General features: G+C 70.0%; 15 protein-coding genes and 1 pseudogene. 9 read left to right on the forward strand and 7 right to left on the reverse strand.

From position 1 onward, the window contains the following. Window positions 1-72: 72 nt before the first annotated feature. From AC07A4_RS18015 to AC07A4_RS18025, 3 genes are all read left to right on the forward strand, one after another. Window positions 73-1377: a cytochrome P450 family protein gene (locus AC07A4_RS18015; RefSeq protein ID WP_478599930.1), complete on the forward strand. Its 1305-nt coding sequence runs from the start codon at window positions 73-75 to the stop codon at window positions 1375-1377. A 195-nt stretch (window positions 1378-1572) separates the two neighbouring features. Next, window positions 1573-2832 (forward strand): cytochrome P450, encoded by a 1260-nt coding sequence (locus AC07A4_RS18020; RefSeq protein ID WP_478599356.1) that lies wholly within the window; start codon window positions 1573-1575, stop codon window positions 2830-2832. Beyond that, window positions 2829-3617, forward strand: coding sequence for an enoyl-CoA hydratase/isomerase family protein (locus tag AC07A4_RS18025; protein WP_478599359.1), 789 nt, complete (start codon window positions 2829-2831; stop codon window positions 3615-3617). The genes AC07A4_RS18020 and AC07A4_RS18025 overlap by 4 nt, the downstream gene beginning before the upstream one ends. A gap of 146 nt (window positions 3618-3763) precedes the next feature. Here AC07A4_RS18025 and AC07A4_RS18030 read toward each other — a convergent pair whose 3' ends face one another. The 3 genes from AC07A4_RS18030 to AC07A4_RS18040 all read right to left on the reverse strand — a co-directional run bounded on the left by AC07A4_RS18030 (window position 3764) and on the right by AC07A4_RS18040 (window position 7299). Continuing rightward, on the reverse strand, window positions 3764-4558 hold the full coding sequence (locus AC07A4_RS18030; RefSeq protein ID WP_478599362.1) for a GNAT family N-acetyltransferase: 795 nt from the start codon (window positions 4556-4558) through the stop codon (window positions 3764-3766). A gap of 109 nt (window positions 4559-4667) precedes the next feature. Further along, window positions 4668-6194 carry an amino acid permease gene (locus AC07A4_RS18035; protein WP_478599364.1) on the reverse strand — a complete coding sequence of 509 codons (1527 nt, stop codon included), beginning with the start codon at window positions 6192-6194 and terminating at the stop codon, window positions 4668-4670. An 88-nt stretch (window positions 6195-6282) separates the two neighbouring features. Beyond that, complete coding sequence (locus AC07A4_RS18040; protein ID WP_478599367.1) at window positions 6283-7299, reverse strand: hypothetical protein; 1017 nt, start codon at window positions 7297-7299, stop codon at window positions 6283-6285. Between the two features lie 1072 nt (window positions 7300-8371). On the opposite strand from AC07A4_RS18040, the gene AC07A4_RS18045 reads away from it, so the two are divergent. The 4 genes from AC07A4_RS18045 (at window position 8372) to AC07A4_RS18060 (ending at window position 12812) form a co-directional block, all read left to right on the forward strand. After that, window positions 8372-9382 (forward strand): TolB family protein, encoded by a 1011-nt coding sequence (locus tag AC07A4_RS18045; protein WP_478599370.1) that lies wholly within the window; start codon window positions 8372-8374, stop codon window positions 9380-9382. Between the two features lie 252 nt (window positions 9383-9634). Next, the gene (locus tag AC07A4_RS18050; RefSeq protein WP_478599373.1) at window positions 9635-10624 is read left to right on the forward strand and encodes an RNA-binding protein; all 990 of its coding nucleotides are present in this window, start codon (window positions 9635-9637) and stop codon (window positions 10622-10624) included. Window positions 10625-10696: 72 nt separating this feature from the next. Next, entirely contained in the window at window positions 10697-11020 is a 324-nt protein-coding gene (locus AC07A4_RS18055) for a TfoX/Sxy family protein (RefSeq protein WP_478599376.1), read from the forward strand. A gap of 454 nt (window positions 11021-11474) precedes the next feature. After that, window positions 11475-12812, forward strand: coding sequence for a replicative DNA helicase (locus AC07A4_RS18060; protein ID WP_478599379.1), 1338 nt, complete (start codon window positions 11475-11477; stop codon window positions 12810-12812). A gap of 85 nt (window positions 12813-12897) precedes the next feature. Here the strand turns inward: AC07A4_RS18060 and AC07A4_RS18065 are convergent. Further along, window positions 12898-13618, reverse strand: a pseudogene (locus AC07A4_RS18065) (ArsR/SmtB family transcription factor). A gap of 144 nt (window positions 13619-13762) precedes the next feature. Here AC07A4_RS18065 and AC07A4_RS18070 point away from each other — a divergent pair. Beyond that, complete coding sequence (locus AC07A4_RS18070) at window positions 13763-14263, forward strand: GNAT family N-acetyltransferase (protein WP_478599382.1); 501 nt, start codon at window positions 13763-13765, stop codon at window positions 14261-14263. A gap of 196 nt (window positions 14264-14459) precedes the next feature. On the opposite strand, the gene AC07A4_RS18075 is transcribed toward AC07A4_RS18070, so the two are convergent. Continuing rightward, complete coding sequence (locus AC07A4_RS18075) at window positions 14460-16310, reverse strand: trypsin-like serine peptidase (RefSeq protein ID WP_478599385.1); 1851 nt, start codon at window positions 16308-16310, stop codon at window positions 14460-14462. A 1072-nt stretch (window positions 16311-17382) separates the two neighbouring features. Between AC07A4_RS18075 and AC07A4_RS18080 the strand changes: the two genes are divergently transcribed. Continuing rightward, entirely contained in the window at window positions 17383-18075 is a 693-nt protein-coding gene (locus AC07A4_RS18080) for a VOC family protein (protein WP_478599388.1), read from the forward strand. Between the two features lie 88 nt (window positions 18076-18163). Here AC07A4_RS18080 and AC07A4_RS18085 read toward each other — a convergent pair whose 3' ends face one another. Together AC07A4_RS18085 and AC07A4_RS18090 are read right to left on the reverse strand one after the other, a co-directional pair. Further along, window positions 18164-19915 (reverse strand): chitinase, encoded by a 1752-nt coding sequence (locus AC07A4_RS18085; RefSeq protein WP_478599391.1) that lies wholly within the window; start codon window positions 19913-19915, stop codon window positions 18164-18166. Between the two features lie 199 nt (window positions 19916-20114). Beyond that, window positions 20115-21614, reverse strand: a complete 1500-nt coding sequence (locus tag AC07A4_RS18090) for a hypothetical protein (protein ID WP_478599394.1) — start codon at window positions 21612-21614, stop codon at window positions 20115-20117. Between the last annotated feature and the right edge of the window lie 12 nt (window positions 21615-21626).

The following is a 21626-nucleotide window of genomic DNA, read 5'->3' on the forward strand; positions in this document are numbered from 1 at the left end:
GGCCCACGGCCCGTCCAGCAGAAGGATCCCCCCTTGACCCACCCACCCGCCTCCACCAGCGCCAGATGCCCCATGCACGACGCCGCGTTCGCCGCCGACCCCCAGCGGCTCTACGACCAGCTGCGCGCCCAGGCCCCGGCCGGGCCGGTCGAGCTCGCACCGGGCGTCGACGCCACGCTGGTCGTCGGCCACCAGCTGGCCGTGCAGGTACTGCAGAACACCACCCTCTTCGCCCGGGACGCCCGCCGCTGGCAAGCCCTGAACGACGGCCGCGTCAGCCTGGACAGCCCGGTCCTGCCGATGATGGCCTACCGGCCCAACTGCCTGTTCACCGACGGCGTGGTGCACCTGAGGCTGCGCAAGGCCGTCACCGACAGCCTCGACCGGCTCAACCTCACCCGGATCCGCCGGGACGTCGAACCGATCGCCGACTACCTGATCGACCGGTTCAGCGAGCAGGGCCGCGCCGACCTCCTCAACGACTACGCGAAGCTCCTGCCGCTGCTGCTCTTCAACAGGCTCTTCGGCTGCCCCGCGAAGATCGGTGACACCCTCACCAGCTCCATGTCGGCGATCTTCGACGGCAAGGACGCGCTGCGGGCCAACGAGGAACTCACCGCCTGCCTCATGGAACTGATCGTCCTCAAGCGCCGCCAGCCCGGCGACGACGTGACCACCTGGCTGATCCAGCACCCGGCGGGCCTCACCGACGAGGAGCTGATCAACCAGCTCGTCATGCTCATGGGCGCCGGTGTGGAGCCCGAGCGCAATCTGATCGGCAGCGGCCTGCTCCGGCTCATCTCGAAGCACGAGGACGGCCGCCAGGCCGGGGTGCTGATCGGCGAGGCGCTCGACCACGTGCTGTGGAAGCAGACCCCCATCGCCAACTACGCCACCCACTATCCCGTCCAGGACGTCGACCTGGGCGGCTACATCGCCGAGGCCAACACCCCGGTCATGATCAGCTTCGCCGCGGCCAACAGCGACCCCGAATTCGCCGCCGCGGACCAGGGCCACGGCAAGGGCGCCCACCTGGCGTGGGGGGCCGGTCCGCACTCCTGCCCCGCCAAGGACCCGGCACGCGTCATCGCGAGCACCGCGATCGAGCGGCTCCTCAACGCGCTGCCCGACATCACCCTGGCGGTACGGGAAGAGGAACTGCAGTGGCGGCCGGGCCCCTTCCACCGCGCGCTGGTCGCGCTCCCCGTGGAGTTCACCCCGTCACCCGCGACACGCATGGCCGCCGCCATGACGCACCACCGCATGACGTCCACGGAGGCACAGCCCCAGGCGCCGGCGCCCGCCGCCGCGCCTGAGCGGCGGCAGTCGGGCAAGAAGGGCTTCTGGAGCAACTTCCTGGATCTCTTCCGGGTGTGACGCGGGGCGGGTCCGGGCCCGAGCGAGGCGGAGAGCGGCCACGTCCGCCGCCTCGGGCGTCCGCTGGAACCGTGTCGCGAGTGCACCTCTGTGGCAGATGCATCCATGTGACAGGAGGAACACTCAGGCGCGCATGAGGGGAGAGGGGGAAGGGTAGGTTCCGGCGGTATCGGCGCCCAGTTCCAAGGAGTCCGCGTGACCGCCGTCGGCGACATACGTGGCATCACCGACCGCCGCACCGTCATTCGCCTTCTGCGCAGTCTGCGTTCGCCAACGGGACAGGCCGATCCCGTACCGATCTGGGAGCGGTTACGGGCGCTGGGTGACGTGGTGCCCGCGCCCTGGGGAGGCTTCTTCGTCACCGGATTCGACGCCTGCAGCGAGGTCCTGCGCCACCGGACCTGGCTGGTGCCCGACTTCGCCTGGCAGGAACGCCAAGGCGACCTGGACCGCTGGCACGATCCGGGCATCCGGGAGATGACCCGGACCCTGCCCCGCCTCAACGCGCCCGCACACACCGTCCAGCGGCGCGCCCTGGGCAACCTCTTCGACCGCGGCACCCTCGCAGCGATGCGTCCTGGCATCTCCGCCGCGGCCTCCCGGCTCCTGGACCACCTCGACGCCGAGCTGCGCACGCACGGCGTCGCCGACTTCGTCACCACGGTCGGCGACCAGCTCCCCGTCCACACCGTGGGCAGCCTCCTCGGCATACCTCCCGAGCACTACGCCCACGTCCTGGACTTCACCCATCGCCAGGTCCATGCCGTGGAGCTGGCGCCCTCCAAGAGCGAACTGGCCATCTCCGCGCAGGCCACCTCGGACATGCGGGCCTTCTTCACCACCCTGATCCAGCAGCGGCGCACCCACCTCGGCGATGACCTCCTCAGCGACTGGATCCGCCACTGGGACGCCCGCTGCCCCGACTCCCGCGTGGACGCGGACCAGGCGCTCTACGACCTGACGATGTTCCTCACCATCGCCTCCCTGGAGACCACGGCCACCCTGCTCACCAACCTCGTGTGGTTCCTGACCCGAGACCCCGAGCTGGCGGCCTGGCTACGGCGCCACCCCGAACATTTCGACGGCGCCGTCGAAGAGGCGCTGCGCTACGACCCGCCGGTGCACCTCAACTCCCGTGTCGCCGCCGCCGACACCGTCCTCGCGGACGTGCCCATCGCCAAGGACACCGTCGTCCACGTGCTGTACGGGGCCGCCAACCACGACCCCCGCCGCAACGAGAACCCCCACGTCTTCGACGTCCGCAGGAACGGCGCCCACCTCGCCTTCGGCGGTGGCGCCCACTACTGCCTGGGAGCGGCCCTGGCCCGGCTGGAGGCCAGGGAACTGCTGAGCCAGCTCCTGCCCCGCTTCCCCGCACTGCGGCCCGTCGCACCCCCCACGTACGCGCCCCGCATGGTCTTCCGCCGCTCGACCTCCCTGAAAGTGACGTCATGACCGCCCAGTCGCTCACGGCCCAGCCCGCCGACCAGATCCTCAAGACCCTGCGCGCCTACCAGCGCGGCGCCGTCCTCACCCTGGAACTCCACGTCCCCGAGCAGGGCAACACCGTCACCGACACCATGCTGGACGACCTTCTGACGTGCCTGGACGCCCAGGACCCGATGGTCAGGGTTGTGGTCCTCAGCGCGGCGGGCGACGACTTCTGCCTCGGCGGGGACCGCGGTGAGTTCGCCGAGCACCTCGCCGACGATCCGACCGGAGGCGAGATCCGTGCCTCCGCCGCCAAGGCCCGCCGGGTGTGCGACGCCCTCGTGGCCAACCCGGCCGTGACCATCGCCCGCGTCCAGGGCAGGGCCATCGGGGCCGGGCTCGCCCTCGCGCTCGCCTGCGATCTGCGGGTCGGGGCCGAGTCCGCGAGCTTCCGGCTTCCTGAGCTGGCCCTCGGCCTGCCCACCGCGTGGGGCGGGCTGCTGCCCCGCCTCATCGCCGAGGCCGGAGCCGCCCGGGTACGCGAACTCATCCTCACCGGGCGGGCCTTCACCGCGGCCGAGGCCCAGTCGCTGTCCGTCCTGCAGAAGACCGTGCCCGAACACGCCCTCGACGACGCCGTCGCCGCCTGGACCAAGCCGATCCTGCGCCGCCCGGCCGCGCCCCTGCGCGTCACGAAGACGCTCCTGAACTCGCTGTCCGCCCCCGCCCGCCTCGCGGACGTCTCGCTGCTGGACCCCGAACTGATGGCCGCGGTCGTCGCCGAGCGGCACCGGGAGCGCAGGCCGTGAGGCCGTGAGCCACGCCCCGGGGCCGCGAGCGGTGGACGCGAGCACCCAGGGCGTGGCCGTGGCCCGTCAGTCGGTGGCGAAGACTCTTCCCGGAGAACGGACGGGCAGCCGAACGCGGGACCTAGCTCCTACAGGGTGTAGCGCTCCTACAGGGTGTAGAAGTGGATGGGCGAGTTCGGCGTGAAGCCGATGCGCGGGTAGACGGGGGCCCCGGCTTCGGTCGCGTGCAGCGTGGCGCGGGTCAGCCCGGTGGCCAGGCCGCCCTCGTGCAGCGCCTTGCGCGTGACCGCCTCGCCGTAGCCCCTGCGCTGCCACTGCGGGTCGGTGGCGACGTACGCGACGAACAGGCGTCCCTGCGCTTCGACCGTGGCGGCGCACGCCACCGGAACGTCGCCGCGCATGGCCAGGTAGGCGTACATCTCGCTCTTCCAGCGCGCGCACCCGGCCAGGCCCTCGCGGGCGTCCTCCAGGGGGAACCCGTAAGCGCGTGCCTGCAGGTCCGCGTAGGCCCGCAGATGCTCGTCGGTGCGCACCCGCACGAACGTCAGGTCGGGGTGGACCGGGTCGGGGACGGGCAGCAGGTCTCCGGCCATGCCCCGACCGGGGAAGGCGTACTGCAGCCCTGCCTGTGCGGCCGCCGTCTCCAGCGCGGTGCGGGCCTCGTCGTCGAGGAGGCCCTCGAAGAGCCACAAGTAGCCCGGGTGCTTCTTCCCGCGCATGATGTCCACCGCCTGGCCCAGGCGTTGCCTGAGGAGATCCGCTCCCGCACCGGCGTCGGTGAGGGTGACGCAGTTCCAGAACGCGAAGGGGCTGTCGGCCCAGCGGACGGCGATGCCGGGGAGGTCGCTCACATCCGCGTGCGCGTCGCGGTCGAGCACCATGGCACGCCAGGCCACGGCGAGCTGCTCCGCCGATTCGATGGACTCCGTGAGGTCAGTCACCGTACTCCCATGGATCGTTGGGTTGTTACGGCCCCGGAGCCCGCAGCGGACGACGCGGGTACCCCGGGGCCGGTGGGAACCGCTGTCGCGGCTCGCGATGCCGCTGCCATCAGATGATGCCCTCGAACTGCTTGTCCTCGGTGGAGGAGTTGGAGCGAGGAACGTGGTACGAGCGGCGTCCGACGCGTCGCCACAGGGCGGCTATGAGCAGCGCCACCACGACGGCGACGGGGGTGTAGTTGAAGGTGGAGGCGGTGATCGGGCTGCTCTGCGGCAGCAGGAAGAGGACCGAGACGCCGGCCGCCCACAGCACCGCCACCCAGCCGATCGGCCCGCTCCAGCGGCCCAGGTTCCAGGGCCCTGGGGTGAACCGGTCGCGGTGGATAAGGCGCAGCAGCACCGGGATGGCGTAGGCCGAGGTGAATCCCACGGCCGAGATGGCGGTCACCGCCGTGAACGCCGTGTTGGAGTACAAGGACGGCAGCGCGAGGAGGAACGCCACGGCGACCGCGAGCCAGACGGCGTTGGCGGGGATGGCCGTACGGCGGCTGACCTTCTTCCAGTGCGCCGATCCGGGCAGGGCCCCGTCCCGGGCGAAGGCGTAGATCATGCGGCTGGTGCTTGCGGTCACGGTGTAGCCGCACAGGAACTGCGCCACGATGATCACAAGGAGCAGGGCCTTGGCCGCCGCCATGCCGAGTGCGTCGAGAAGGATCTGCGCCACTGGTACGCCGGAGGGGCTGTCCAGGGTCGTGGCGTAGTCCTGGATGGCGAACAGCAGCGTGGTCAGCAGGATGCCGCCCGCGATCCAGGACACCGCCACCGACCGGAAGACCCCGCGGGCCGCGGCGACGGAGGCGTGGTTGGTCTCCTCGCTGAGGTGGGCCGAGGTGTCGTACCCGGCCAGGGCGAAGACCGGGAGCAGCATGCCCAGCAGGATCACATACGCCGGGGCGCCCCAGCCGGTGTTGTTGGTGAACTCGGAGAAGACGAAGCCGGCCGACTTGTGGTCGGAGGGAACGAGCGCCAGGGAGCCGATGATGACGATGGCCCCGGCCAGGTGCCACCACGCGCTCAGCGACGTCAGGATGTTCATCAGCCGCGTGCCGAAGAGGTTCAGGACCGCGTGCAGCGCGAGGATGACCGCGTACAGGACCAGGAGGGAGCCAGGGGTCGGCGTGTAGTCGAACTGCAGGTTCATCCACGCGGCGGTGAACGTCGCGATGCCGTAGTCCTGGGCGGCGATTCCGCCGAGCAGGCCCAGGAGGTTGAGCCAGCCGGTGTACCAGCTCCACCGCTCACCCCCGAGCTGGCGGGCCATGTAGTACAGGCCGCCGCTGGTGGGGTAGCGGGAGGTGATCTCCGCCAGGGACGCGGCCAGGCACAGCACCAGCGGGCCTATCGCGAGCCATCCCCACGTGATCACCGCGGGGCCGCCCGAGTTCAGGCCGTAGCCGAAGAGGAGCAGGGTCCCTGACATGATGGAGATGACCGAAAGGGAGGCGGAGAAATTGCCGAACGCCCCCATGCGGCGGTGCAGTTGCTGGGTGTAGCCCAGCGACTGGAGGATGCGTGCGTCCTCCCCGTCGGCATGGACCGGGTTCGGCTGCTCGTGCCGTGCTCTTACCGAAGTCATGGGTTCTCCGCACAGGAAAGCTGAAAGAGGGGGGAAGGCGGGGGCTAGCGGGGGGTGTCGGGGCCCGCGCGTGGGGCCTGGTGGGCGCTCATGTGCGCCTTCCGTCAGGCCGCGGGCGGGACCTCAGGCAGGCGTAGCGGTCCTCCTCGAACGCCTTCCGCCACTGGTCCCTCGGGTAGCGGGCGTCGAACTGCCACGGGGCAGGGGTGGCGAAGTCGCCGATGGCGTCGAACACTTCGGAGGCCCACTGCGGGAAGCCGCCTCTCGTCAGGGCGTACGCGAGGTAGTTCAGGTCCAGCTGTGAACTGGTGGCCGGATCGCACTTCTGGAACCAGCCCTCGAAGGCCTGGGTGACGGCCCGGGTGGTGTCCTCCCTGGTCCACAGCAGGTTCAGCGTGACCTCGGGGCCCTTGTCCCGCCGCTCCCGGTGCTCCTGCACACGGGCGTAGAGGGGCAGCACCAGCAGGGGCGAGTCGGGCGGCGCGAAGGAGACCGTCCAGCGGGCGAAGTCCATCGCGACCGCCTGGCGGCCCGCTGGACCCGGGCGGGCCTGGAGCGCCTGGGACATGCGGTGCCACGCCTCGCGGTTGAACGGATCCCGCCGGTGCACTTCCCCCAGCAGTCCCCAGGGCCCGCGGGGCAGCAGGTACTCATGCGGTGGGGGAGGCGCGGAGTGCTCCGGGTAGCGGTGCGCCGTGTCCGTCTCGGCCAGGGCCAGGCAGCAGATCCAGGGCACCGCGTCATCGGGGTTCCCCGCGCCCGCCTCCTGACAGGCCTGCCAGGCCCGGTCCGCCAGCTTCTCCAGGTCACGTGCCTGCTGGAGGTCAGGCGCCGCGTGCCTGCGGTGGGCTTGCAGCACCCGTTCGGTGGCGACTCTGGCGTACATCACCCGGGCGGCGAGGCTCGCCGGTTCCTCTTCGAGCCACAACTCCACCACGTTGGTCTCGGCCGCGACCACGCCGAGGACCTGAGTACGGGATGTCCACTGCGGCCAGTTGCCCGTCTGGGCAAGGACCTGCCGCATCTGCATCCAGTAACCGGCCTGGATGTCCTGCACCGCCGCGTAGAGGTCCGTGTCACGGCCAGCCGGGTTCGAACTCGACATCAGCGCCCGCCCCGGCAGGCCGGACACACGGTGGGCCGCGGAGCCTTGAGCCGCCCGACGTGCAGCGCCAGCTGGTACTCCCGCGCGCGGTGCGACGGCGCGGGACGTACGCCGCAGTGGGCCGTCTCCTGGCCGTTGCCGTCAGCGCTGGGGGACGCCGGGGGGTGTGAAGAGCGCACCGAGCGGTGTGCGCTGGCGGCCATAGGTGGGGGGTCCTTCGGGCAGTTGGGACGAGGTGGCGCGGTCCTACGAGGGGCATCGGCGTGGGGCCGACGAGCGGGGCCGGGACGGCTGCGCGTCACCCGGCCGACAGTCGCCACCCTGGGGTGGTGGCGCGTGCCTGACAGTTACTTAAGTGCCTGGAGAGGCGCATGACCAGTGAATCCCACGATTGATCGGTAGCTCAGCTACAGGTTTCGGCCACGCCGCAGGAGAGTGTCGCCCTCCGTGACCGGGCCTGTTGGACGTGGCGATCGGACGTGTACCGCCACGCCTCGAACGTTCACAGCCACGCGCTCACGGCACGCCGAACCGGGCCACCGATCCGAGCGGAAGCGGACAAACCCCGGATGACCTCGGCATACGCCGCGCTCGGCGTACGGCGTGACCACCCGCGCCGCGCACCAGGGGCGGCGCGGGTCAGCTCGTGCCAAGCGCCGATGGTTGAGCACGTATCAGACCGGCCGTGCCGTCCGACGACGGAGCGCACGACGCTCAATACGGGCGCGTCCAGCGCGAAGCGGACCCGCCGAGAGAGGCTGGAAAGAGCTTCCTCGTGACTGATGGTGGTCGCCGTGGTGCAGCGAGTTCACGCATCGGCACTGTCATGTCGGCGGGCCGTGGTGAGGCGTTCTCCTTCGCTCTCGGCGCGACCGCGGCGTCCCGCAATACGTCATGTGACGCATTGACCTCACAAAGCCGTCACGGGTTGCATCCCTGTGGGCCTCCAGTGGAGAACTGGGGCCGAAGCCATGCCTGGGAGGAATAGGTGAAGAGAAGTCCGAACCGGCGCACTTCCAGACGCGCGAGAGCCGCTCTGAGCGCGGCGGTCGTCGTCTGCGCGGTCACGGCTGTGACGCCTACAGCCGCGACAGCCGCCACGGCCGCGACAGCGGGGCCGACGGTCGCCACGGATGGTTTCAGCGTAGGTGTCGAGAGGATCAGCGTCGCGACCGACGAAGGCTACGGCGCCGCCTCGATCACCCCCGACGGCCGCAGCATCGTCTTCAAGTCGCTGAAGAACGGCCCGTCACAAGGCGGCAACGCGGTGTACGTCCGCGACCGACAGGCGGGGCAGACCAGGACGGAGCCCATGGTCGAGGGCTGGACTCCGGCGATCAGCGGCGACGGGAGGCAGGTCGCCGCCAATGTTCCGGCCCAGGGGATGAGCGCTCCGCGGATCCAACAGCATTCCTTGGACCTGGGCGTGCTTCCCTTCACCTGCGGCCGCTGCAACCAGCCGTCGCTGAACGCGGACGGCCGCTACCTCGCCTTCGGCGTCCTGGACTACATCTCACGGATCCGTCGGGTCACGGTCGCGGACCGCGACGGCGGTTACGAGACCATCGCTTCCCTCGGCAGCGGGGCTGACGCTCGTCCGTCCATCAGCGGCGACGGCCGCTATGTCGCCTACCAAGACCTCGCGTATCAGAAGGAGGGCGTCTACCTGTGGGACCGGACCGCCGGTGCCGCTTCAGGGCCGCTTGAGGGCCCAGGCAAGTACGCGTCGCTCGTCCAGCTCAGCGACGACGGCAGCAAGGTCGTCTACCTCTCGGGCTCCGACACCTACGTCCACGACGTCGGCTCCGGCGAGGCCCAACTGGTGCCGGACGTAAAGGGCGTGGCCATCGACCCGACCGGCCGCTACCTGCTGTACACCCGAAGCAACCCGAGCGGACCCTCACTCGTCCTGCGCGACCTCCAGACGGGCGCCGACGAGACCGTCTCCGACCAGCCCGCCACAGCCGAGGCCGACTCGGTCAGCGCGGGCGGACGCGACGTGGTCTTCCAGTCCACGGCCGACGACATCGTCCCCGGCGACACCAACGGCAAGTCCGACGTGTTCGTCCGCCGTCTCTTCTGATCGTCCGGCCTGCTGTCCCTTCCAGTTCCGATCGTCGGGGCTGCCGAGCCTCCCGGCCGCTGACCCGCCCCACTGCCGCACCCACCGGTGCCGCGTCGCCCCAGCAGCGGGACCGGCGCGGCACGGGGTGGCGGGACGCCGTAGCCGCCCTCCTGCTCTGCGGGCTTGAGGTGAGCACCGGCAGGTGCGGCCTCGCAGGGTGACACGAGGGTTCTGGATGATGGGGCGGTGCAGCTCCCTTACGTCTATCGCGTGACCAAGTACGATCCCGCCGACCGTGACGAACACGGGTATTACACCGGCAGCGAGGACACTGTCAGCGATCACGGCGAGGTCGAGGCGTCCTACCTTCAGGCGGTCGCCGCCTTCGCCCAGGCCACCGGCGTCGGTCACCTGGCCGTACGCGAACCACATATCCCGTCCCTCGTGCACTTCGGTGCGGAGCCCGCGGTGGACGGCTTCGGGCTGGACGGGCTCTTCGCCGCAGGCCCGGCCGGATTTCACGACGGGGCGGAAGTACCGCTCGAGACCGGGCTGCGGCTGGTGCGCGCGATGCTGCGCGACAACGGCGCCTGGTGCCGACTGGAGGTGGAAGGCGCGTTCGCGGTCCATGTGGGATGGGACCAGTACCTTTACCTCAGCAGCAGTCGGCCGTGCGAGGCAGCGCTGGCCCGCACCCGGGAGCTCGGGCTGTTCCCGGAACGCCTGGACGCCTCCCCGTACGCCTTCGAGGCCGACGACGAAGAGCGGCAGGTCATCCAGCGCCCCGGCGATGACGCATTCTGGGCCGACCTGTACGGGGAAGTCGTCAGCGGTCGTGCGGGAATCCTGGAAGAGGCGTATCTCGAAGGCGCCTCCCGATGGCACCACCTCACCAGCGACACCATCGATCCCGTTCGCGCTGGACTGGCTCCCCGGGCCCGCATCGCCATCTGGCCGCCCCTCTCCACCGACATCGACGCCGTCCTGCGATCCCTGCCCGCTGACGGCCTCGTCGAGGGTGTGTGGCAGGACGACGACGGCACCATCCGCAGCGCCATCGCCGATGAGGACGACTTTCCCGAACTGACCGCCCGGATCTCCCGCGCTCGTGCCGCCGTGCTCCTGTCGACAAACGCGGGTGAAGATACGCCTCTGCGCACCGCTGTCATGCCCGACACCGACGGAGTCCTACGGGCTCGTTGGCGAACCGAGCCGACGCCGAGCGACCTCGACTGGGAACTTCGCCAGCCCCAAGGGTGAACGCTTCGACCGGCCTGTCTCAGGTCGGGATGCGGGCAGGCGGGTGTCGGTGTGCGCGATTAGCGTGGGTCCATGGCGTTTGACGAGGTGTTGGCGGAGCGGATCAGGGAGCGTCTTGAGCCGGAGGGGGTGACCGCGAAGAAGATGTTCGGCGGGATCACATTCCTGCTGCAGGGCAATGCGCTGGCCAATCTGTACGAGGAAGGCCTGATGGTCCGAGTCGGGCCTGACGGGATGGACGAGGCGCTTGCCCGCCCCGGCACGAAGCAGATGATGTTTCGCGGCAAGGAGCAGAACGGCTGGGTGGTCCTTGCGGAGGAGACCCTCGACGACGAGGTCTTGGACGACTGGTTGAAGTGGGCCATTGAGGTCACGGCGGAGCTTCCGCCCAAGTAGTCCGGCGCGCCACCGCCTGCGGCGCCGGGGATCAGCTCCCATCGCTCTGCGGCGCCGCAGTTGTCGTACGCGTTCCGGATGGCGACGGCCTCCTTGTCGTCCAGGAGCAGGGGCGGCGCTTCGGTGCCGACAGCCGGGCGGTAGCCGCCGACCTGGCCGGTGGTGCCCTCGACGGGATGACCCAGCGCGCGCGGCCCTTCGACGGCGCAGCGGACGGTGCGCAGAGTGACGCACGGCCGGTCGATGAGCCCGGCGCCGGACCAGGTGCGGCGGGCCTGGATCAGGGAGAGCATCCGCAGCATCCGGGCGGCCAGCCCCTCGGTCATCGCCAAGCCGCGGGCGCGGCACGGCAGCCGCCGGGAGCAGGCGCAACCCGCCACCACGTACAGTGATTCACCGATCACGGCAGTAGGGGGCGGCCGCCGCGTCGCCAGGGCGGGAGGACAGCAGTCCCATGGGCGAAACCGAAGACCGCGCGGCACCTCAGGCCAGCGACATGGACGCGGAGAAGACCGTGCTCCGGGCGGTCCTGATCTCCGCCAAGGCCCTCGCGGAGATCGCGGAAACCCTGCACGGCCACGACTTCTCCCGTGCGGCCCATGGCCTGATCTACGACGCGGCCCGGGAGATCTACGCCAGCGGCCAAGACCCGGACCCGGCTGTCGTGAGCGCCGCCCTGGCCGCCGACAACCGTCTCGATGACGTCGGCGGCGAGGACTACCTCACCTCCCTGTCCGCACACCGCACGGGAACAGGCTGGCGACGCGCGGCAGAACGGGTCCAAGCGCTCGCCGTCCTGCGGCGCACCAAGGAAGCCGCCGCCCATGTGGAGAACCTGGCGACAGAAGCCGACGTGAATGACATCGACCGCATCGTCGATGGCGCCCAGGCGGAGATCCTCGCCGCCACCGTGCGCCGCCGCGGCGGCCTACCGCCCGCCTACTCGCTGTGCGAGGTCATGCATGACGCGCTCGACGAAGTAGAAGCCGTCGACAGCGGTCACCGGCTGGCCGGTCTGTCCACCGGCTTCACCGACCTCGATGCCCTGACCGGGGGTCTGTACCCAGGACACCTGGTGGTCATCGCGGCCCGCCCGGCCATGGGCTCCTCAACACTCGCCATGAACCTGCTGCGCACCGCGGCCATCCGGCACCAGATCCCCGCCGTGCTGTTCACCCTCGAGGCCACCCGTGTGGAGGTCGCCAAGCGCATCACCGCCGCAGAGTCGCGCGTCGCCCTGCACCACATCCGCACCGGTGGTCTGCGGGACGAGGACCGGACCCGGATGGCGCGGCGGATGCCCGACATCTCGACAGCCCCGCTCTACATCCAGGACGGCTCCTGGCCCGTCTTCACCGACCTGCGTGCCCAGTGTCGACGCTTGGCCAGCCAGCGCCATATCAAGCTCATCGTGATCGACGACCTGCAGCTGCTGACCTACGGCATCCGCTCTCTGTCCTCCCGGTACGAGGAGGTCTCCGAGATCGCCCGGTGCCTCAAGCTGCTGGCCAAGGAACTACACGTCCCCATCGTCGCCGTCTCCAAGCTCAACCGCGGCCCCGAGCAACGAATGGACAAGAAGCCACAGATCATCGATCTGAGGAACTCCGATGCCCTGGAGGACAACGCCGATCTCGTGATCCTGCTCCACCGGGAAGACGTCACCGAGAAGGAGTCACCGCGCGCTGGCGAGGCCGACCTGATCGTCGCCAAGCACCGCAACGGCCCTACGGCCACCATCACCGTCGCCTTCCAGGGCCATTACGCCCGGTTCGTCGACATAGCGCAGTAGCCCGAGCGTGTCCGGTGTCGCACCGGACCGCCTTGGCACTGCCGTGGGTCTGGCGGTGTCTGTGTGGTCGACGACCGTCGCGGCATCAGAGTTCAGCCGGAGGCAGGCCGAGGTGGTCATGCCATGCCCGGCGGCCGACGGGCGTCGCGAGGAGGGCGTGGCTGGTGCCGATGCGCGTCATCCATCCGGTGGCGAGTGCGTGGGCGCACAGGGCGGCGCCCACGGCGCCGGCCAGATGGGGACGGCGCTCGGTCCAGTCAAGGCATGCGCGCACCGGCGGGCGGCGGGATCCGGCCGGTACCGTGATGCCGGTCGCGGCCAGCCAGAGGGTGCCCTTGCCGGTCAGACCCGGCTCGGGCCCCCACTCCAGCAGTCCGCGCTCGACCATCGCGTCGGTGATGGCCAGCGCGACGGCTCCAGCCAGGTGGTCGTAGCACAGCCGGGCACGGGCCAGGGCCTGCTGTCGGCCGGAGGCCGCCAGCGAACGTGGTCGGGTGCTGTGCTGCGGGGTCAGCGCGGCAAGACTCGATCAGTTCGACCACCCTGCGGTCGGCCACCCGTACGTAGCGATGGCGTCCGTGCCGCTCCTCGACGAGGAGTCCGCCGCTGACGAGCAGGTTCAGGTGTGAAGTCGCGGTGGACGGTGCGACCCTGGCGTAACGGGCGAGCTCGGTCGCCGTCCATGCCCGGCCGTCGAGCAGCGCGAGGCAGAAGGCGGCCCGGGTGCCGTCGGCCAACAGCCTGGCCACGCCCGCCAGGTCCACACCCACATCTTGACCCGCACGCCGAATGTCCACGTTGCTCATTGTCGCGGACGTCCCTTCGACGTTCATCGAAGCGTCTCCGTCATAGCGTGGGCAACGTGCGCACGATTGTGGGCCCCGCACCCGCACCCGCACCCGTACCCGCCCGTGAGGCCGTGCCGCTTCCGCCTACGCACCGGAGCAACCATGACCGCGTCCGACACGACTCTCGCCGCCTCCCCCCATCCCGACTCCCGGACGGGCCTCGTGGTCACCGACGCCCCCGTACCGGCGGACATCGCGGTGATCTCCGAGGCTCTGGACCGCTTCAACATCGAGCACACGGGAATCGCGGACCGCAGACCGCTCGCCGTCCTGGTTCGTGATCCCGAGACACGCCTGGTGATCGGCGGACTGACCGGGCGCACCTCGCTGGGGCTGTTCTTCCTCGACCTCTTCTACCTGCCGCCCCGGCTGCGCGGCAGCGGGCTGGGAACAGAGATCCTTCAGCAGGCAGAGAACGAGGCGCACGCCCGTGGCTGCCGCACCGCGGTGCTCTACACGATCACTTTCCAGGCTCCCGGCTTCTACCAGAAGCAAGGGTGGATGCGTCTGGGAGAGGTGCCTTGCGACCCGGCGGGCACCAGCCGCGTCTTCATGACCAAAGAACTCACCGCACCGACCGCCCAACCAGTTCGGTCCCGGTAAGGTCCCTGTGCTTGTTGCGCCATCGTCATCCGAGCGAGGTGTGGTTCCGGCTGGCGAGCGGTAGTGAGTGCTGCGGCGCGTGCCGGGCGCTGCTTCCCGCCGCCGAGGCGTGTGTGCGGGCTCGGGCTGAAGGTGCGCGCGGCACCCCGGTGGGGTACCGCGCGCGGATGCCGCCGTGGCTATGCCCTTGATTCCGCTATCCGAGGGAGTGGGGGGAGACGAGGCGTTGTTCGGTGCCGATGCGGCTGGGGCGGGTGCCGGTGTAGAGAGTGGTCTCACCGTCGGCCCAGCGGACGATGACATCGTCGGTGCGGCCGTTGCCGGTGTAGTCACCCGTGGTCATGGCCCGGGCGTAGGTCCAGGTGCCGTTCCTGCCCCAGAAGCGGGCCTCGCTACCGAGTCCGGCCGGGGAGGTGTGGGTGTAGCTGTCGAGCTCACCGTCCTTCCAGCGCACCATCAGGTCCCAGCCGCCGGTGTCGGCGTACTGGCCGCTGGTGATCTGACGGGGGTAGTGCCACCAGTTGGGTTCCCGCTTCTTCACCAGGGTGTGCTCGTTGCCGAAGCCCTTGGGGCCGGTGCTGGTGTACAGGCTGGTCTCGCCGTCCTTCCAGCGCACGGTGAGGTCGGTGATGTACTTCGTGGCCTTGAACCGGCCCGCGGTGAGCTGCCGGGCGTATTGCCAGGTGGACTTGGGCGGCGCCATCTGGATCTCGGTCCCGCCGCTGAGGCCGTTGGTGCGCACGTCCGGGTAGAGGGTGACCTCGCCATCGGTCCAAAGCACCATCAGGTCCGGCTCGGCTCGGTCGGCGAAGTCCCCGGAAGTGATGCTGCGGGCGTGGGTCCAGGTGCCGTTCTTGGCCTTCAGCCGACTTTCCTCGAAGCGACCCTTGTTGTTCTTGTAGAGGGTGACTTCACCGTCGGTCCACACCACGGTCAGGTCGTCGCCGCTGCCGCGGCCGGTGTGGTGGCCGGAGGCCAGCAGCTTGGCGTGGGTCCAGGTGCCGGCGTTGCCAGGCAGGCCGGGGCTGTCGTTGGCCGGACTGTATTTTCCGGGCCTGCTGGGCTTGCGACCGGCCATGGCATCGTCGTACAGGGCCCGCAGCTCACGGCCGTGGACCGGTGAGTAGATGAGCCAGTCGACGTTCTGGTCGTTGCCGCCGCCGTTGTAGCCGCCCGTGTTCCCGATGATGGTGCCGGTGCCGGTCTCGGGGTTGAAGTCGGTGATCCATGGCCCGCCCGAGACGCCTCCGTAGTAGCCGCCGCAGACGAACTCCATCTGCCGGAAGCGTGGCAGGCGGGTCGTGTTCGCGGTGCACCTCAACGGCTTCTGGTCGTCGTTGCCCGCTGCCTGGCTGGCGGGGTAGCCGATGACCGTGACGTTCTTGTGCTCGTAGCCGCCGGTCGGGGTGAGCTTGAGGGCGGCGCCGGTGGCGTCCTCGAGCTTCTGCCCCTTGCTGTTGGGGCCGACGCGGGCGAAGCCGAAGTCCAGATCTGACACGCTCCCCTTGGTGTTCCTCACGTACCGCGGGTCCTTGAACGCCTTCTTGACCGGGAAGATGCCGAATTCCTGCCGGGCACCGCCCTGGCCGCGCTGGTACTTCGGCACGAAGACCTGGTGTGTCTTGCCCAGGCTGAAGGAGCAGTGTCCGGCCGTGAGGATGAGGTCACGTGTCTTGCTGTGCACCACGCTCGCGGTGCAGTAGGTGTCCCCGCCCTTGCTTCCGACGGCGTCCTGGCTGCTGAAGAACGTTCCGACGGTCGGTGTCCCGCCAAAGTATGTGCCCTGACGCCTTGCCGGGGCGGCCAACGAGTACTTTCCGGCCGGGGCCTTGGCCCTGGTCTCGGCGGACTCGCCGACAGGAGCGGTGCCGCGATCCGCATCCGCGGCGACGGCGGAGGCCATGCGCTCCGCCGTCCAGTACGCCTCCTCGCGCTTGGCCTCGTGCCCGCTGTCGTCTTCGTTGCCGTCCTTCCGCTCGACCTCAACGGCAGGACCAGCGGAGTGCTCCGGCGTGGTGCCGGAAGAAGCCGAGGGTGACGGGGACATCGAAGGGGACGGGGGAGGGGATGTGGTCGGAGTAGGTGAAGAGGAGCCGGATATAGGGCCGTTCGGGCTGCGTGAAGGGGCGGCGGTCGCCGCGGTGCCAGCAGTGGTCAGGACGCCGAGACAGACGCCGACTGCCAAGGCCTGAGGCCATCGGAAACGAAGCACGATATCTTTCTGATCTAGTGTACTTAGTTACAAAACACCCTCTGTCGCGCGCCCCAGGACGCACGTAAAGGTGGATGTACCAAACGTAAGGCCCGCACAGACAACCACATGTGGGCATACCGCATCTGACGGTCTGGCAGGACATCCGATGAAGAAGTGGAAGAACGAAGAACGATGGGTCGCCCGATATCGCTCGCCCGAGCCGCAGCAGGGCTCGCCGCCCTTGGCTGCGCCCTGACCGCCGCCCCGGTGGCCGCGGCTGACGACATCTCGGACGCCCCTTGGCCGCAGTCCGCCAAGGACATTCGCTCCGTCCACCGCGGGGGCCACGTCACGCCCTCCGCCTCGGACGGCGAGGCCGTGGACGGGAAGACAAAGGCCTCTTCCCCGGCGTTCACTCACCCCGTCACGCTTCGGGGAGACAAAGCCGTCCTGGAGGCGACGGCGACCATCCGCTGTGACATCAAACCCGGGGTCTACCCCGTGTACCTGCACAGCCCGATGCTGGAACCGGGTGAGGTGTGGGGGCGCCTGAGGGTCGAACCCGACGGGGACATGTCCCCCAAGGCCTGTCGCGACCGGCAGCAGGCTGCCGCCACATCCCCTTCAGGGAACGACGAGGGGAGCAGGCAGGCCCTGATCATCGGTGGCGGGGCCGCCGGTGTGGCGGCAGCGGGGGCAGGCGGCTTCCTTCTCGTCAAACGGCGCCGACTGCGGAGTGCTGAGGCAGCCTGACTCAACGGTGGTTATCGCCACGATCTGCACAAGGGCCAAGACCCCGTGCGGGCGCACGCGTTCGGTGGCCGCCAGTATCAGGTCGTCCTCTTATGGGTCGCCGCGCTCAGCTGGGACGTGGGTCGAAGGTACCGGCAGGCGGGGCTGGCGGTGGGGCTGCGAGGATGCGGTCATGGAGCGGATAGTGAGTCGGCAGGAAGCGTCGGAGGCGGTTCAGGATCACGGGTGGCGCTACGTGCTGGGCGCCTTGCAGACGTCGGTTCTGGTGGGGACCTTGGCTCAAGCGATCAGCGTGGCAGCGGACGCTGTCGCCATGTGTGGCGACGATGCCGACCTCCATCTCCAGGTGGATGTCCGCCCCGGTCTGGCGGTCTTCACTCTGCAGTCGCTGGATCACGCGGCGGTTACTACCCGGGACATCGAACTCGCGCGTCGGATCTCTGCCTCCGTTGGTGAGTCCGGTTTCCTCCCGGAGCCCGGGCTCGGAGCGGAGGCGCCGCGGGCGGTCCAGGTGGTGGAGATCGCCATCGACGCCCTGGACATCTCCGCGATTCGGCCGTTCTGGAAGGCGGTGCTGGGCTACGCCGATGAGGCGGGCGCCGACGGGCCGGAGGATCCGCTCGTCGACCCGGTCAGGCAGGGTCCGGCCATCTGGTTCCAGCACATGGACCGCGCACGTCCGCAGCGCAATCGCCTCCACATCGACGTCAGTGTTCCGCATGACGAGGCGCCTCGGCGGATCGAAGCCGCGCTGGCGGCCGGGGGCCGACTCGTGTCCGCGAGCCGCGCCCCCGCCTTCTGGGTGCTCGCCGACCAGGAGGGGAACGAAGCCTGCGTCACCACCTGGCAAGGCCGAGACAGCTGAGACAACGTGCTGGTCACAGTCGCCTGCTGCCCGGAGGGGCGGGCCGGACCGAACACGGCCCGCCCCGCCCCTTCGGGGCGTGCGTGCGCTACGGAAGGCCGTGCACCTTCGGGCCGACGGCGTTCGACCACGCGTGGCCCGCCGTCGCGTCCCAGTTCGTCGACCACGTCATGGCGCCACGCAGCGACGGGTACGTCTTCGACGGCTTGAAGGAACCGCAGCCGGTGCCGCGGGTCAGGCAGTCGAGGGCGTTGTTCACGATGGACGGGGCCACGTAACCGCTGCCCGCGCCGCGCGTCGACGCCGGGACGCCGATCCCGACCTGCGACGGGTCGAGGCCGCCCTCCAGCTGGATGCAGGCGAGCGCGGTCAGGAAGTCTACGCTGCCCTGGCTGTAGACCTTGCCGTCACAGCCGAGCATCGAACCGCTGTTGTAGTACTGCATGTTGACGACCGTGAGGATGTCCTTGACGTTCAGCGCCGTCTGGAAGTACCCGCCGGACGTGGACTGCATGTCGATGGTCTGCGGTGCCATCGTGAGGACCATCTTGGGGCCCGCCTTCGCCGAGAGCTGGCGCAGCGCCTTCGACATGTAGGTGGGGTTGATGCCGTTCTCCAGGTCGATGTCGACGCCGTTGAACCCGTACTCCTGCATCAGCGCGTAGGCGCTGTTGGCGAACGCCGTCGCGGAGGCGTCGCTGTTGACGGAGATGGTGCCCTTCTCGCCGCCGACCGAGAGGATCACGGACTTGCCCGCGGCCTTCTTCGCGGCGATGTCCGCCTTGAAGTCGGCGGTGGAGGCGTAGCCGACGGCCGGGTCCAGGTTGAAGGTGATCTGCCCCGGGGTGGTGGTGGCGTCGGCGAACGACACGGCGATGATGTCGTACTGCGAGGACACGTCCCGCAGCTTCTGCACGGTCGCGCCGTTGTTGAAGTTCTGCCAGTAGCCGGTCACCGCGTGCCGGGGCACGGTGCCGTCGCCGCCGCCGTCGCCCTTGGGGGTCGTCACGGACACCGCCGTCGACTTCGCCGACTCGCCCGCCGCGTTCGAGGCGCTCACCTGGAAGCTGTACGTGGTCTCCGGCGTGAGGCCGGTGACGGTCGTGGAGGCGCCGCTGGCCGAGGCGACCTTCGTGCCGTCGCGGTAGACGGTGTAGCCCGTCGCCGTGGACGAGGGCGTCCAGGACAGGTCCACTGACGTGGGCGTCGCCGTGCCCGCCGCGAGGCCGGCCGGGACGGGCGGTATCTCGACCGGGTCGGGGCCGCCGCCCCCGTCGGGTCCGAAGACGCTCACGTCGTCCACGTAGTACGCGCTCTGCCCGTACCAGCCGTGTGTGTACACGGTGACCGAGGTGGTGTTCGCGCCGGTGGTGAAGCTGGTGGAGAGCTGCTGCCAGGAGGAGGCGGACGGCGTCCACGTCGACACGTCGGTGGTGCCGGTGCCGCGGGCGCCGAGGTAGGCGTAGCTGCCCTGCACCCAACTGCTCAGCTTGTACGTCGAGTTCGGCTTGACCGCGACGATCTGGGAGCACTCGGCGGTGCCCTGGCCGGACGGGGTGGCCTTGAGCGCCTTCGCGCCGCCGTGCACGGGGGACGTGACGGCCACGCCGCTGTTCGCGGCGCAGGTCCAGTTGCTCAGGTCCGCCTCGAACCCGGCGTTCTTGGCGACGTTGACGTCCGCCGCCTTGATGCTCGCGGCCTTGGTACCGGCCGCTTCGGTGTCCGCCGACTGCGCGGGCGCGGCGAGCGCGGTCACGGCGAGCGCGGCGGCCGCACCGACGGCCAGTGCCGCGCTGATTCTCCGGCGAACTCCGGGTCTGTCCTGGCGTACACGGTCCACGGGTGCCTCCTGGGAGAGGTGAAGCACGTAAGCGACGACGGTGGTCACCACTGTTGCGCGCAAAGTTGGTCCAGACCAATAGAGTTGTCAAGACCTCGGGAGCGGAGAACCTGCGGCGAGGCACTGGACGGCCGTGGTCAAGGGGCGGAGGGGAACACATCCCCTCCGCCCCTCGATGTTCAGGCTCGGATCAGAACGGTCAGCGCAGCGGCGTGCCGAACTTCGCCGCGGTGTACGGGGCGCCGAGGTCCTTCGGGCCGAACGCGACGGACTTCTTCGCGGTGACGCCCGTGGACGTGCCGGGCAGGGACCACAGGGCGCCCGCGGCGGCGTTCTCGCCGGTGGCGGAGGCCGCGAGGTCGGGGCGGCCGTCGCCGTTCACGTCGGCGAGGGCCACGTCGGCACCGAACAGGTCGCCCTTCTCGGCGGCCCCGGGGACCCCGGCCGTGTTCTGGTGGAACACCTGGGAGCCGGTGCCGGTCACGCCGGAGGCGCTGCCGCGGACGACGACGACCGAGCCCGCGGACTTGAGGCTGCCGACGTTCTCGCCGGGGGCGCCGACCGCGATCTCGGCGTAGCCGTCGCCGTCGATGTCGGCGACGGCCAGGGCGGCGCCGAATCCGTCGCCGAACTCCTGGGCACCGGGGATGCCGGGAAAGTCCTGGTCGAAGCGCTGGGTGTGGTCCGTCAGGCCGTCCTTAGAGCCGTACGACACCACGACACGCTCGTTCTCCTCGCTGCCTTGGCCGATGACGAGGTCGTCGTAGCGGTCGCCGTTGATGTCGCCGACGGCGAGCTGCCCGCCCGATCCCGAGGTTCGGTCCCCCCGCTTGAAGCCGGTGGGGCTGCCGTACATGACGGTGTTGCCGGCCTCGCCGTCACCGGCGTAGTAGCTGGTGGCCATGTCGTCGCGGCCGTCACCGTTGATGTCGCCGACAGCCTGGGGCCAGGTCGGTCCCGACACGGACCGGGGGCCGTCGACGCAGCTCTGCGGCAGGCCGGGCTCCGGCGAGCAGTCCGAGCCCTCGCCGTATCCCCACCACTGCGACTTGTCCATGAAGTCAAGGACGGCGGTCGGCTTGCCGGCGCGGGAGATCGGGCCCTTCCAGAGGTTGGCGGGCTGGTCGACGGGGTCGTCGCCGTGGGTGGCGACAGCGCCGAGCAGGGCCAGATCGGCGGTGCCGTCGCCGTCGAAGTCACCGATCCGCGGGGCGCTCCCCAGCTTGTCGATCTTCGTCGCGCCCGTCAGGCCCTGCTTGGAGCCCCACAGGATCACCGCGCCGTCACCGGCCTTGCCCGAGCCGATGACGAGGTCGCTGTAGCCGTCCTTGTCCAGGTCGCCCTTGGAGAAGTCGTTGCCGAAGCGCTGCTTGGTGGTGGCCGAGCCGGGGACGCCGCTGGTCGAGCGGCTGATGAGCTTCTTGTTCGCGGGGGACAGGCCGTTCTTGGAGCCGTAGGTGACCGCCACGTACCCGGCCTGCTTCTTGCCGGAGACGGTGGCCTCCGGGGCGCCGACGGCGAGGTCGGCGTAGCCGTCGCCGTTGAAGTCGTCGCCCGCCTTGACGGCGGCCTTCGCGGCGGCGGGGGCGGCGGCCTCGGCCTGGCCCTGCCCGAGGGACCAGATCGTGAGTCCGCCCGTCAGGAGGGACATGGCGATCAGGGGCGTGGTGAGCCTGGCTCGGCGGCGTGCTCGTGTCATAGGGCTTCCCAT

The organism is Streptomyces sp. NPDC043996 (assembly GCF_056435225.1).

Coding starts and splice junctions, on each gene's coding strand:
- AC07A4_RS18015 (WP_478599930.1), top strand. CDS start 73: ATGCACGACGCCGCGTTCGCCGCCGACCCCCAGCGGCTCTACGACCAG.
- AC07A4_RS18025 (WP_478599359.1), top strand. CDS start 2,829: ATGACCGCCCAGTCGCTCACGGCCCAGCCCGCCGACCAGATCCTCAAG.
- AC07A4_RS18035 (WP_478599364.1), bottom strand. CDS start 6,194: ATGACTTCGGTAAGAGCACGGCACGAGCAGCCGAACCCGGTCCATGCC.
- AC07A4_RS18040 (WP_478599367.1), bottom strand. CDS start 7,299: ATGTCGAGTTCGAACCCGGCTGGCCGTGACACGGACCTCTACGCGGCG.
- AC07A4_RS18055 (WP_478599376.1), top strand. CDS start 10,697: ATGGCGTTTGACGAGGTGTTGGCGGAGCGGATCAGGGAGCGTCTTGAG.
- AC07A4_RS18060 (WP_478599379.1), top strand. CDS start 11,475: ATGGGCGAAACCGAAGACCGCGCGGCACCTCAGGCCAGCGACATGGAC.
- AC07A4_RS18070 (WP_478599382.1), top strand. CDS start 13,763: ATGACCGCGTCCGACACGACTCTCGCCGCCTCCCCCCATCCCGACTCC.
- AC07A4_RS18075 (WP_478599385.1), bottom strand. CDS start 16,310: ATGTCCCCGTCACCCTCGGCTTCTTCCGGCACCACGCCGGAGCACTCC.
- AC07A4_RS18080 (WP_478599388.1), top strand. CDS start 17,383: ATGGAGCGGATAGTGAGTCGGCAGGAAGCGTCGGAGGCGGTTCAGGAT.
- AC07A4_RS18090 (WP_478599394.1), bottom strand. CDS start 21,614: ATGACACGAGCACGCCGCCGAGCCAGGCTCACCACGCCCCTGATCGCC.